8 protein-coding genes and 2 pseudogenes are annotated in these 12,735 nt (G+C 71.2%); 8 read left to right on the forward strand and 2 right to left on the reverse strand.

All coding sequences use genetic code 11. The annotated features are described in order from the left end of the window. Positions 1 to 5: 5 nt before the first annotated feature. Positions 6 to 1,214, reverse strand: a complete 1,209-nt coding sequence (locus ACWD68_RS01670) for an NAD(P)/FAD-dependent oxidoreductase (protein WP_451804463.1) — start codon at positions 1,212 to 1,214, stop codon at positions 6 to 8. Between the two features lie 5 nt (positions 1,215 to 1,219). Continuing rightward, the gene (locus ACWD68_RS01675; protein WP_451804464.1) at positions 1,220 to 1,408 is read right to left on the reverse strand and encodes a ferredoxin; all 189 of its coding nucleotides are present in this window, start codon (positions 1,406 to 1,408) and stop codon (positions 1,220 to 1,222) included. Positions 1,409 to 1,764: 356 nt separating this feature from the next. Between ACWD68_RS01675 and ACWD68_RS01680 the strand changes: the two genes are divergently transcribed. The 8 genes and pseudogenes from ACWD68_RS01680 to ACWD68_RS01715 all read left to right on the forward strand — a co-directional run bounded on the left by ACWD68_RS01680 (position 1,765) and on the right by ACWD68_RS01715 (position 12,587). Then, positions 1,765 to 3,120 carry a glutamine synthetase family protein gene (locus ACWD68_RS01680; RefSeq protein ID WP_451804465.1) on the forward strand — a complete coding sequence of 452 codons (1,356 nt, stop codon included), beginning with the start codon at positions 1,765 to 1,767 and terminating at the stop codon, positions 3,118 to 3,120. A gap of 30 nt (positions 3,121 to 3,150) precedes the next feature. Beyond that, positions 3,151 to 4,470 carry a cytochrome P450 gene (locus ACWD68_RS01685; protein ID WP_451804466.1) on the forward strand — a complete coding sequence of 440 codons (1,320 nt, stop codon included), beginning with the start codon at positions 3,151 to 3,153 and terminating at the stop codon, positions 4,468 to 4,470. Between the two features lie 117 nt (positions 4,471 to 4,587). Next, positions 4,588 to 5,022: pseudogene (locus ACWD68_RS01690) on the forward strand (TauD/TfdA family dioxygenase); the annotation flags it as partial. Positions 5,023 to 5,250: 228 nt separating this feature from the next. After that, positions 5,251 to 5,952, forward strand: coding sequence for a hypothetical protein (locus tag ACWD68_RS01695; protein WP_451804685.1), 702 nt, complete (start codon positions 5,251 to 5,253; stop codon positions 5,950 to 5,952). A gap of 380 nt (positions 5,953 to 6,332) precedes the next feature. Continuing rightward, a pseudogene (locus tag ACWD68_RS01700) lies at positions 6,333 to 6,500 on the forward strand (VOC family protein); the annotation flags it as partial. Between the two features lie 266 nt (positions 6,501 to 6,766). Beyond that, complete coding sequence (locus ACWD68_RS01705; protein ID WP_451804467.1) at positions 6,767 to 7,753, forward strand: hypothetical protein; 987 nt, start codon at positions 6,767 to 6,769, stop codon at positions 7,751 to 7,753. A 59-nt stretch (positions 7,754 to 7,812) separates the two neighbouring features. Then, positions 7,813 to 9,660, forward strand: coding sequence for an HSP90 family protein (locus ACWD68_RS01710; RefSeq protein WP_451804468.1), 1,848 nt, complete (start codon positions 7,813 to 7,815; stop codon positions 9,658 to 9,660). A 2-nt stretch (positions 9,661 to 9,662) separates the two neighbouring features. Further along, positions 9,663 to 12,587, forward strand: coding sequence for a hypothetical protein (locus ACWD68_RS01715; RefSeq protein WP_451804469.1), 2,925 nt, complete (start codon positions 9,663 to 9,665; stop codon positions 12,585 to 12,587). The last annotated feature ends 148 nt before the right edge of the window (positions 12,588 to 12,735 follow it).

Genomic DNA, 12,735 nt, shown 5'->3' on the forward strand with positions numbered 1-12,735 from the left:
CTTCGTTACGCGGTGAGGGCGGGCTGCTTCAGCAGCTGGGCGCGGTAGCGCGCGGCACGCATCGCGGCTGCCTGGCCGCCGAGGGCCACGACGCCGACCAGCAGGTCGCCGGCGTGGTACCCGACCACGACATCGCTCTCCGGGTCGCCGTCCAGGATCCGCACGTCGTCCTTGCCGAGCAGGGGCGAGCCGAAGGACTGGAGCCGGAACTCGTGCTGGTCGCTCCAGAAGGTGGGCAGCGGCGCGAAGGCCGCCAACTCGGCTTCGGTGCCCGCGAGATGGGCGGCGAGGACCTTCGCGGCGTGCTTGGCGGTGTCGGTCGGGATGGACCAGTGCTCGACGCGGCGGGGTACGCCGTCGTAGCGGGCGTTGGGGAAGCGGGCGACGTCGCCGACCGCGACGATCTCGGATCGTCCGCCGACCCGCAACTGCTCATCGGTGAGGACGCCGTCGGAGAGGTCGAGTCCGTTGCCGTCCAGCCACTCGGTGTTGGCGACCGAGCCGACCGACTCCACGACCACGTCGGCCGGCAGGACCGTGCCGTCGCCGAGGACGACTCCGGTGACGCGTTCGCCACCCTCGAATCCGGCGACTCCTGTGCCGAGCGCGAAGTGCACTCCGCGTTCCTCGTGCCGCTTCCGCAGCGCGCGGCCCAGCAGGTCACCGAGCGGGCCGGCCATGGGGAGCGGCATCGGGTCGACGACCGTGACCTGTCCCGCTCCGAGCCCGACGGCGGTGGCGGCGACCTCGCAACCGATGAATCCGGCACCGACGACCACCACTCGTGCCCCGGGCCGGATCAGCGCGTCGCGCAGGATCTGGGCGTCGGCGAGGGTGCGGACCGTGTGGCGCCCGACGAGCGGTCCGGGGCAGCGCAGCCGACGGGGGCGCATTCCGGTGGCGACGACCAGTCCGTCGTACGACAGCCGCTCGCCGTCGGCGAGTTCGACTACGCGTTCGTCGAGGCGGGCCGTCGCGATCCGCGTTCCGAGCCGCCATTCGACATCGGCGGCGGCCGCCTTCGGAGTGAAGGCGAGGGACTCGAACGACGCCTTGCCCGCGAGGACTTCCTTGGAGAGCGGAGGCCTGTTGTAGGGCATGTGCGGCTCGTCGCCGACGACCGTGACGGCGCCGGTCCACCCCGCCGCGCGCAGTTGCTCGGCGGCGCGCAGGCCGCCCATCGAGGCGCCCGCGACGACTACGCGTGCGGTCATCGGGATCAGCCCTCGATCCGGATGGCCTGGAGCGGGCACACGTCGGCGGCTTCCTCGACCTCGTCGCGCAGCGCGTCGTCCGCGTCGGTGACGTACACGAGGTGGCCGTCGTCGTCCATCGAGAAGACGTCGGGGGCCGCGAAGACGCACTGGCCGTGGTCCTGGCACTTGATCATGTCGACGACGACCTTCATGGCCGGTCCTCCTGAGGATGCGGGCGTCGGAGCAGGGAGAGAAGGGGAACGAGAGGGGCCCGACCGGTGTCGGACCGGGCCCCTCGGCCAAAGGGGTGCGGAACCGCACCCCTGACTCGTTTGGCTTCAAACAACATAGGAAGCGGCTCGGCCCTGGTCAATACCTGTCCAGGTGGATAAATTCTTACCGCCACCCTCTTGCGGGACCTGGAACGCGCTCATACCGTTCGGACTCAAACGACTGGCTCGGGGTCCGCCTCTCCTTCCCGCACCCCGCCTCCCGTCCCCTGCACACCACGTATCCCCAGAGCCTCAGGCCACGGGGACACCCCCACCCTTCCGCCAAGGAGACAACGGTGAGCGCATCCGACACCCCAGACATCCGCCGGCACATGGAGCGGCTCGCCGCCGAGGGCGTCGACGTGGTCCGGGTCGTCTATCCCGACCTGATCGGCACCGACCGCGCCCGTGACGTCCTGCTCGACCACCTGCCGTCGGCCTGCGAGCACGGCCTGGCCTTCTGCCGCGCCGTCTACCACACCACGCCCCAGGGCGACGTGGTCCCGGTGGCGGGCGGCCTGGCCGCCGGCCTGCCCGACGTGTCCGTACGCCCCGACCTGTCGACAGCGGCCGTACTGCCCTGGGAGCCCGGGGTCGCGACCTGCCTGGGCGAGGTCACCGACCCGGCGACCTCGGCCCCCGCCCCCGAATCACCGCGCGACCTGCTGCGCACCGTCCTGGCCCGGTGCGCCGAGCAGGGACTGCGCCCCGTCGTCGGTCCCGAGCTGGAGTACTTCCTGCTGGAGCCCGCCCCCGGCACCCCCACCGGCTGGCGCCGCGCCCCGCAGACCACCGGCGCCGTCTACACCGCCGGGCTGCGTGCCGACCCGCACAACCATCTGCTGCGCACCCTGCGCCACCTGCGCGACCTGGGCCTCGGCGTCATCACCGGCAACCACGAGTTCGACGGCGGCCAGTACGAGATCAACCTGACGCACTCCGCGGCCCTGGACGCCGCCGACCGCGCCTTCCGTTTCAAGGCCGCCGTCAAGGAACTGGCGCGCCAGGAGGGCAACCTCGCCACCTTTATGGCCAAGCCCTTCGGCGACGCAGGCGGCTCCGGCTTCCACCTCCATCTCTCCTGCGAGGACTCCGAGGGCCGCAACGCCTTCGACGACCCCTCAGGCGCGTACGGCCTCTCCGCCACCGCCCGCCACGCCATCGCGGGCGTCCTCGCCCACGCCCCCGCGCTGGCGGCCCTCGCCAACCCCACCGTCAACTCGTACAAACGCTTCGGACCCGACACCCTCGCGCCCTGGCTGATCGACTGGGGGCTCGACAACCGCAGCGCCATGGTCCGCATCCCGCCGGAGCGCGGCTCCGGTGCGCGCCTGGAGGTGCGGCTCGGCGACGCCAGCGCCAACCCCTACCTGCTGATCGCCGGAATCATCGCCGCCGCGCTGCTCGGCGTCCGGGCCGGCGAGGAGCCGGAGGCTCCACTGGAGGGCTACGGCTACGACACCGCACGGTCCGCCCTGCTGCCCACGAGCCTGGCCGCCGCGCTGGACGCGCTGGAGGCGGACACCACCCTGACCGAGATCCTAGGCAAGGACTTCACGACGTCCTTCCTCACCTACAAGCGCGACGAGGTCGCACGCTTCGGGCGGCACGTCACCGACTGGGAATTCACCGAATACGCCTACCACCTGTAACCGCTCGAAGCCCCGCCCAGGAGATCCCCCATGACCACCAGTCCCACCGTTCCCGCCACCCCCACCACCCAGGCCGAACTGCGCGCGGCCCTCGCCGAGCCCCTGCCGCTCGACCAGGTCGACCTCGCGAACCTCGACAACTTCGCCGACGGCATCAAGCCGTGGCGCATGTTCCACACCCTGCGCCACGAGGACCCGGTGCGCTGGCAGCCCGAGGACGCCCCCAACTCCGGCTTCTGGGCGGTCACTCGGCATGCGGACATCGCCACCGTGGACCGCGACGCGGAGACCTTCACCTCCACGAGGTTCGTCAACCTCGAGGAACTCGACGACGACCAGATCAAGAAGCGCGCGTCCATCCTGGAATTGGACGGTGTCCGCCACCGCGCGCTGCGCAGCGTCATCCAGCGCCAGTTCGGCGCGAGCGTCATCAACAGCTACGGCGACTTCCTGCGCGGCCTGACCGCGAAGACCCTGGACGCGGCCCTGGCCAAGGGCACCTTCGACTTCGTCGCCGACGTCTCCGCCGACTTCCCCATCAACGTCCTCGCCCGTCTCCTCGACGTGCCGCCGGAGGACAACCAGCAGCTCATCGACTGGGGCAACCGCATCATCGGCAACACCGACCCCGACTACGCGGACGTGCTGCTGCACAGCGCCGAGAGCGACAAGTACCGCGATCTGCCGTTCCGTTCACCCGCCTCCCTGGAGGTGTTCGAGTACGGCCGTGAGCTGGCCCGGCAGCGCCGCGGCGGCAACGGTACGGACCTGGTCTCCAAGCTGGTCAACACCACCCCGCGCGACGGAGTCCCGCTCTCCCCGCAGGACTTCGACAATTACTTCCTGCTTCTGGTCGTCGCCGGCAACGAGACCACCCGCCACACCATCTCCCACTCCATGCTGGCCCTCCTCCAGCACCCCGAGCAGCTGGCCCGCCTCAAGGACGATCCGTCCCTGATCCCCGCCGCGGTCGAGGAGTTCCTGCGCTGGGCCTCCCCCGTCTACCACTTCCGCCGCACCGCCACCAGGGACGTCGAACTCGGCGGCAAGCGCGTCAAGGAGGGCGACAAGGTGGTGATGTGGTTCGCCTCCGGCAACCGTGACGAGGAGGTCTTCGGCAACCCGTACGACTTCGACGTCACGCGTACGAACAACGACCACATCACCTTCGGCAAGGGCAGCCCTCACCTGTGCCTGGGCAACCTGCTCGCCCGCACCGAGATCCGCATCATGTTCGAGGAGCTGATCCCGAGGATCGCCGACATCAAGCTGGCGGGCGAGGCACCCCGAGTCCTGTCCAACTTCGTCAACGGCATCAAGAAGCTGCCGGTGGAGGTCACGCTGGCCTGATGACAGGGGCCGCGGACCGCAGTCCGCGACACACGACACTCGACACACGCGGCAAGGCTGTCCCCCCGTCCCGCCGGACGGGGGGACAGCCGTCACATCGGCCGCACTGTCCCACAGATGGAAGGCAAGCACGTGCAGCACGTGCGAGCCCTCGGCGTCGACCCGTCGGGCTCAACGAGTCGCAGCTACCAGCGCAACGGGCAACTCGGCTACCACGCCGACCCGAACGATCTCGTCGCGCTGCTGTGCGTTCGCCCGGCAAAGTCCGGCGGACTCAGCTGCATTGTCAGCTCGGTCACCGTGCACAACGAGATCGTGCGTACCCGCCCCGACCTGGCGGAGGTGCTGTACCGGCCCTGGTGGTGCGACCGGCGTACCGGGGACACCAGCCCTGGTGGTGCGACCGGCGTACCGGGGACGGCACCGACAGCTTCTACCAGAGCCCCGTCCACACCGCGGACACGACCGGACGGCTGTGCACGTCCTACGGTCCCGACTACATACGGCGCTGCGCGGCGCCCACGTACCACCGTTCAGCCATGGACCTGCAGACGGGCGACATGCAGTTCTCTCACCTGTTCGGCCGCGGGCTCTGGTGGAGGCGAGGCGGTAGGACTCGTGCGAGCCAGGGCCCTCACAGACACAGCGCTCCACAGGAGCCCACGCTCGGCTTGCCCCTGCCCAGCGGCGCGGCTTGCGCCGGGAGGGAACCGCGGCCCTGGGCGGGCTCGTGTCCGGATACGGGTGCGAGGCACATCGGGCGAGGTGCGCGGGGGAATCATGCAGATCATCGAAGTGACCGGCTATGCCGTCCGATCTGCCGTGATCACTCTGAGGCGGACCGGTGCGCCACTCGAGTTCGTGATCTTCCCGATGCTCCATGTGGCTTCGCCGACGTTCTACTCCCAGGTCCGCCTCAGGCTCAGAGAATGCGACCTCATCGTCATGGAGGGAATCCGAGGGAAATCGGCCGCGGTGAGCGCCCTCACCCTCGCGTACCGGTTCGCTCCATTCCGGCGGCGCAACGGCCTGCAGCAGCAGCGCGACGAGCTGCTGCTTCCCGAGGGCATACCGGTCATCAACCCGGATGTGACCGCCGCCGAGGCGGTCGCGGACCTGAAGGAGCTGTCGCGGTGGACGTACCTGCTGCTCATGGTCGCGGCTCCCGTGATGGGCCTGGTGTTCGCGCTGCGCGGTCCGCGCGCCTTCCTCGATGAAGACCTGGTTGTCGAGGATCTGCCGTCGACGCTGCAAGCGGAGATGATGGCCGACGATCCTGTGGTGCACGCGCTGACCGTTCGGCGCGACCGGCGATTGCTCGACGCGCTGGGCGAGATCCACTCGGAGCGCGGCGGTGAACCGATCCGCGTGGCCATCGTCTACGGAGCAGCCCACGTCCCGGCTACGGTGTCAGGGCTGATGGATCGTTACGGATACCGGCCCCGTGAAGCGGAATGGCTCACCGTCCTGATACCGGCGTAAACAGCCTGGCGGAAGCGGCTCCGCGCCGCCAGCAGACTCACATACGGGCTCTCCGGTCGCCAGAAGCTCCCTGCGGACGGGCCGCGGATCACGCATCGCTCGCTGCCGGCGCGTAAAGCGAACTCTCGCAGCACTTGGTGGACGGGACTTCGGGATCGTCGCGACGTGTTCCGCAGCGAGTTGGCGGAAGCGGCGGCGAACGATCCGAAGTGCACCGTGTGCCCGATGTGACCAGGTCACCCCCAAGTGGTGCACCCTGCCCCCGATTCCCGGAACGTCGCGGCCATGCCAAACATCCTCAAGGGCGGAGTCGACCTCCGCCTTGTAGAGAGCCGCCGCGTCCGGATAGCGAGGCATCCGGCGAGACCAACGTCGGACGCGGCGGCTTCGATTGGCGGGACCCGGTCGGCATACACGTCGACGTCGTCACCGTCCCGGAACCCAAGGCAGCGACGAAGAACCGTGTACACCTCGATCTCGCCACCACCTCCGCGGCCCATCAGCCGGAGTTGTTCGCGCGCCTCCAGGCTCTCGGTGCGACGCCCGCATGTTCTCTCCTGCTCCTGCCGACGCCGGGCCACCACTCCGGCCGCGGCCCCCTTCAGGCCCGCGCACCATGCCGTTCCGCCCGCTGCCTCGCCCGGTTGGCGGGCTTGCGTGCCGCATCGGAGTGCGCAATCCGCGTCGCGGCCATGGGGCAGCCCGCCAAGCCGGCCCGGGCCCGTGAAGCGCCGGTGGAAATCCGTGGAAGCGGTGTCGGTCCTGCCGTTTATGCTGCACCAAATGATCACGCGGGACCATGGGAGGTCGCAGCATGTGGGGCAAGCTTTTCGGCAGGGATGCGGAGAGACCGGAAACGGATCCGCACGCTCTCCCCGTGCTGCGCAGGCACAGGAACGGGACGCACACACTGCGCGCGCTCGGCGACACGCGGGTGCTGGCGCTGGTGGAGGCGGCCGACGCGGGTGACTGGGCGGCGGTCAAGGCGGCGCTGGCCCCATTCGATCTCGGCCGCGACCACCAAGTCCTCGCCGAGCTCGCCGATGTGGACGGTGTGCAGGACTGGATCGGCCGGGCCGTCGAGGAGGACAAGGAGCACCGGGCGACGGCCCTGCTGATATCCGGGACGCGCCACATCAGTTGGGGCTGGGAGGCGCGCACCACCGACCTCGCCGTGAACGTCAAGCAGGAGCAGTGGCGCGTCTTCCGTGAGCGGCTCCTCATCGGCGAGGAGCACCTGCTCGAGGCCGCCGAGCTGCGGCCGGACTGGGTGACGCCGTGGCGCCGGCTCCTCACCTCCGGCCGCGGTATGTCGCTGGGCCCCGCCGTCAACGAGGCCCGGCTCGACGCCGCCCTGCGCCGTGACCCGCTGGACCTGGAGACCCACGTCGAGTGGGTGTCGCAGTTGCAGCCCCGTTGGGGTGGTGATCCCGGCCAGGCCCTGGCGTTCGCGCGGGAGGCACTCACCCGCGCTCCGCAGGGGCACCGCATCGGCTGTGTGATCGCCACGGCGCACATCGAGGACTGGGTCGAGTCGGATCGTCCGGACTGCCTCGAAACCCCCGAGATCCAGGCCGAGTTGCGGAAGGTGGCCGACCACAGCATTCTCCACCCCGCCTACGCGCGGCGCCCTGGCTGGCAGCACGACTTCAGCGTGTTCGCCATGGCCCTGTCGCTGGCAGGTGAGCGCCACACGGTCCGGCGCGTCTTCCAGGCACTCGACGGTGCCTACACCGGGCGGCCCTGGACCTACTTCGCGGAGCCCGAGAAGCAGTTCGCCCGCCACCACCGCCGCGCCTGAGCGCAGGCCGAACCCGGTCCCGTCCGCCACCCGCCACCTCTCCCCCTCCGGACTGTCCGATGACACTGCCCGACACCCCCTCGATCCCCGCCGGCGACGACCGCACCTTCCAAGTGGATCTGCGCGGCCTGGTCGACCTCCTCTCCCACCATCTCTACTCCAGCCCCCGCGTCTACCTGCGCGAACTCCTGCAGAACGCGGTGGACGCGCTGACCGCCCGGCACACCCTCGAACCGGGTTCCCCGGCCGACGCCTTCGGTATCCGCCTGTACGCCGACGGTTCGGTGGTGCGCGTCGAGGACGACGGCGTGGGTCTCACCGAGGCCGACGTACACACCTTCCTCGCCACGATCGGCCGCAGCAGCAAGCGCGCTGAGCGGATCGCGGAGCAACGCGCAGATTTCATCGGCCAGTTCGGCATCGGTCTGCTCTCCTGCTTCCTGGTCGCGGACGAGATCCATGTCCTGAGCCGCTCCGCCCGCACCCCCGACGCACCCACCGTGGAGTGGCGGGGACGCGGCGACGGCAGCTACACCGTCCGCACCCTGCCCGCCTCCGCCCGCCCCCGGCCCGGCACCACCGTCACGCTGACGCCGCGCGCCGACGCGGGCGAGTGGACCCGGCCGGTACAGGTTCAGGCGCTGGCCCGGCACTTCGGCTCCCTTCTGCGCCATCCGGTGACCTTCGAGGACAGCACGAGCGGCCCGGCCGTACCGGTCAACGCCGAACCCGCGCCCTGGGCAGGTGCGTATCCCACGCCGGGAGCCCGTTCGCGCGCCCTGGCCGCCTACGGCAAGGAAGTCTTCGGATTCACGCCGCTGGACACCATCGAGCTGGACCTGCCCGCCGTAGGCCTGAAGGGCATCGCCTGTGTGCTGCCCGAGACGGTGCCGGCCGGGCGCCGCCACGGACACCGCGTGCACGTCAAGGGCATGCTGCTGTCGGAGCAGGCCGAGGAGATCCTGCCCGAGTGGGCGTTCTTCGTCCGCTGCGTCATCGACGCCGAGAGCCTTCGCCCGACGGCGTCCCGCGAGTCCCTGTACGAGGACGACACCCTCGCCGCCGTCCGCGAAGCGCTCGCCGAGCGGCTGCGCGCGTGGATCGCCCGGGCCGCCGCCAGTGACCCGGATCTGCTCGCCCGCTTTCTCCAGGTCCACCACCTGGCCGTGAAGTCCCTCGCGGTGCACGACGACGAGATCCTTCGGATGCTGCTGCCCTGGCTGCCGTTCGAGACGACCGACGGGCACGCCACCCTCGACGAGTTCGCGCGCACCCACCGCACCGTGCTCGTGACCTCGAGCGTGGAGGAGTTCCGGCAGGTCGCCGCGATAGCCTCGGCCGCCGGGCTCGGCGTCGTCAACGGCGGCTACACCTACGACCGTGAACTGGTGTACCGGCTGCCCGAGATCAGGCCCGGGGCGAACGTCGCGGACCTCGACCCGGCGACCCTCACCGCTCACCTCGACCCCGTCGACCGGGAGACGGAACTGGCCGCCGCGGCCTACCTCGCCCAGGCCCGCGACGCCCTTGCCGTCTTCGACTGCGATGTCGCCCTGCGTGCCTTCCAGCCCGCCTCCGCCCCCGCCCTCCTCGTCGACAGCCGCGAGGCCCGGCACGAGCGGACCCGCTCCCAGCTCGCCCGTGAGCAGGAAGGCGGCGTGTGGGGCGACATCCTGGGCGCCCTGCGCCAAGAGGCCCCGCGGGCCCAGCTGATCCTCAACCAGCTCAACCCGCTGGTCCGCACCGCCGTCACCATCGGCGAGCCCGAGCTGGCCCGGACCAGCGCCGAAGCCCTCTACGGGCAGGCCGCGATGCTGTCCCGGCGCCCGCTCAGGCCCGCCGAATCGAGCCTCATCAACCGCTCCTTCCTCGACCTTCTCGCCCACGCCCTCCGCAAGGACAGCTGACGATGCCGACCGCACCCCAGACCACCGACGAGCTGCTCCAGGCGCTCCAGGAGAACGACAGGCGCCCCTACGGCCGCACCCGCACCGTCACCGCCGAGGAACTCGTCGAGGCGGCCGAGCTGTTCGCGGAGCCCGTCCCGCTCGTCCAAGCGCTTTTCGAACTCCAGGAGGCGTACACCTACGGCTCCGAACCCCGAAAGTCGCCCGTCGTCTTCGCCCGCCTGCTCACCCTGTTCGACGAGCAGCCCGACGTCTTTGACGAGCGCCTGCGCCACACGCTGTTCTGGCGGTTCAAGTGGGTGGCCAACGCCCTGCTCGCGCTGCCCGAGATACCGCTGACCAGCCTGCACCAGTGGCAGACGGAGATGCGCGACCGGTACGAGAAGGCCGGCCTCGGCCTCCAGCCGTCCTACGGACAGGCGTATCAACTCGCCGCGCACGTAAGTGAGGACACCGCGCTCGCCTTCGAACTGTGGGCGGGCCGCACCCGCACCCGGCTCAGCGACTGCGAGGCCTGCGAGATCTGCGAGCGCGCCCTCTACCACCTAGCGGCGGGCGACGACGAGCGGGCTCTGCGCGTCTGGGAGCCCGTCCTGGCCGGGAAGGATTCCTGCCAGGAGGAGCCGGCCCGCTCCATCTCGCACGCGCTGTTGCCCCTGCTGCGCACCGGCAGCGCCGACCGGGCCATCGAGCTGCACCTGGCCGGCTACCGCGGCTGTCGCCGCAACCCCTCGATGTCCGGGGAGGTCGGCCGTCACCTGGAGTTCTGCGCGCTGACCGGTAACGAGGCACGCGGTCTGGAACTGCTCGCCGAGAACCGGGGGCTGTTCGACGAGGTGGACTCGCCGCGGGAACTCCTCGACTTCCTCACCGGCGTGGAGGTTCTCCTCCAGCGTGTCGAGCTCCTCGGCCACGGCGAACTGCCCGCCGCCGGATACGCGGGCCGCACCTGGACGGTGGCCGGCCTGCGCGCCGAGGTCCGAACCCGTGCCGACGACCTCGCCGCCCGCTTCGACACTCGTAACGGAACCACCGCCCACACCGACCGCCGCAGGGCTCGCGTCGACCGTGCCCCGCTCCTGGAAACCCTGGAGCTGACCCTGCGCACCCGCAGCCTCGACGACGTGGCCACGGCCGTCCCGGTTGCCGCGCCCCCCGCCCGTACCGCCGACGCCGTACCCGAGTCGCTGACCGAAATGATCCTCCGGGCAAGGGCGTTGGACGACCAAGGACACCCGGAAGCGCCGGCCCGCTGGGCCCGGCTTCGCCCGCTCGCCACCGCCCGCGACTACACCCACCCCGACGACCCGGCGGTGGGCCCGCTCGTGCGGCTCCGTGCGGACCTGCTGGCCGACGAGGCGAGCCGGGCGGGTGGGAAGGACGAGTTCGCCGTCGCCACCGCCCTCTACGAGGAGGCCGCGGGCCTGTACGACGACGCCGGAACACCGGGGTATGCGGCACTCGCCCGCGCCTGCGCCCTGCTCGCCGCCGCGGAGGGTGTCGAGGACGGGACTGAGGCGAAGGCCGCCGCACTGACCGCCGCCCACGCGTCCGTGGTCGGCCTGCACGAGGAGACTCCCGGCCTCACGCCGGTCCACGAGGCCCGCCTGCTGCGGCTGCGGGCGACGGCTCTCGGCCTGCGCCTGCAGATGGCGCCGAGCGAGGAGAACGTCGCGCCGGTCTTCGCCGAGGTGGATCTGCTGCTCGCGTTCGCCACCCGGCACGACGTCGTCGGGCAGATCTCCGGCGCGTTGCTGCTGCGGGCCGGCACGTACGCCCTCTCCGGTGATCTGCCCGCCGCGGTCACCGAGGTCGACGGCCTCCTCGACCAATTGAAGGCCCACGTCCCCGCCTGGCACCTGCCCCGCGCACTCGGACTGCGCGGCCGGCTCCAGCTTTCCCTCCAGAACGTGGAGGCCGCGCACGCGAGTCTGACCGAGGGCCTGCGGCTGGCGGCCGACTGGCCGGCCGAGGCGGTCGGCACCGGCCGACTCCACGGCGATCTGGCCGAGGTCTGCATGCACCTGGGACGGCCCGACGAGTCACTGCGGCACCTGACGCGCTCGGCGGAGCTGGACGTCCGCCACGGCAGCCGGACGGACGCGTTCTGCACCTACAGCAACGCGGCCCAGCTCAGCCTCGACCTGGGCCGTGTCGAAGACTGCATCGCTCTGCTCGACTCGGTCATGGCCGAACCGGACGTTGCCGCCGGAGAGCTGGACGACCGGCTCGTGGCTCAGCTGCGCCTGACCCGGGCCCGCGCGCTGCACGCGGGAGAGGACCTCAAGGCCGCCACGGCAGAGGTCGTCGCCCTGGCGGCCGAGTCGGCCGCCTGGGACGACGACCCGGGAAGCCACGCCATGATTGCCGCCGAGGCGGCTGTACTCCTCGGCGAGTCCGGCGAGTTCGGCCGGGCCCGCGAGGCCGCGGACCAGGCACTCGCCGCCCACGCCCAGGCACCGCGCTATGAGCAGCTCAGCAGCTGCCTGCGCGAACTCGCCCGCCACCAGGCTCAGCAGCAGGGCGCCGACGGTCTGGCCGACGCCCTCGCCTTCCTCGCCGACGCCGACCGGATCGCCGAAGAGGCCCGCGAGGCGGAGTACGAGGCCCACGGACGCTCCCTGGACTCGGCGCTGGCCTACGAACACGGGCGGGTCAACGCGTACGCCGGTGAGTACGAGGACGCCCTGGCCGCCCTGGAGAAGGCCCTCGCCCTGCTCGGTGAGCCCGGACCGGAGGACGACCATGCCGACGAGTGGGCCGAGTGCGTCCGCCTCGCGGGTGCCGTGGAGGGCATCTACCTGGAGCGCCCCGCTCCCGCCCTCACCCGCCTCGACGCGGCGGTGTCGCGCCTGACCGTCCTGGGTCACACCGCGAACACCGAGTCGCTGACGGCCCTGGCCGCCCGGCTGCGCGACGAGGAGTGACGCGACGGCGCCGCGGTGCCGGGACGACAGCCCTTCCCGGCACCGCGGGCCGCCACCCTCCCCGCTGTGCCGCTGTGCCGCTGTGCCGCTGTGGGCAAAGGACGCCTCACGACGACGGCGTTGCTGGGCGCCCTCGTTCGCCGGCGGA

The sequence above is a fragment of the Streptomyces sp. NPDC005141 genome (genome assembly GCF_053599975.1).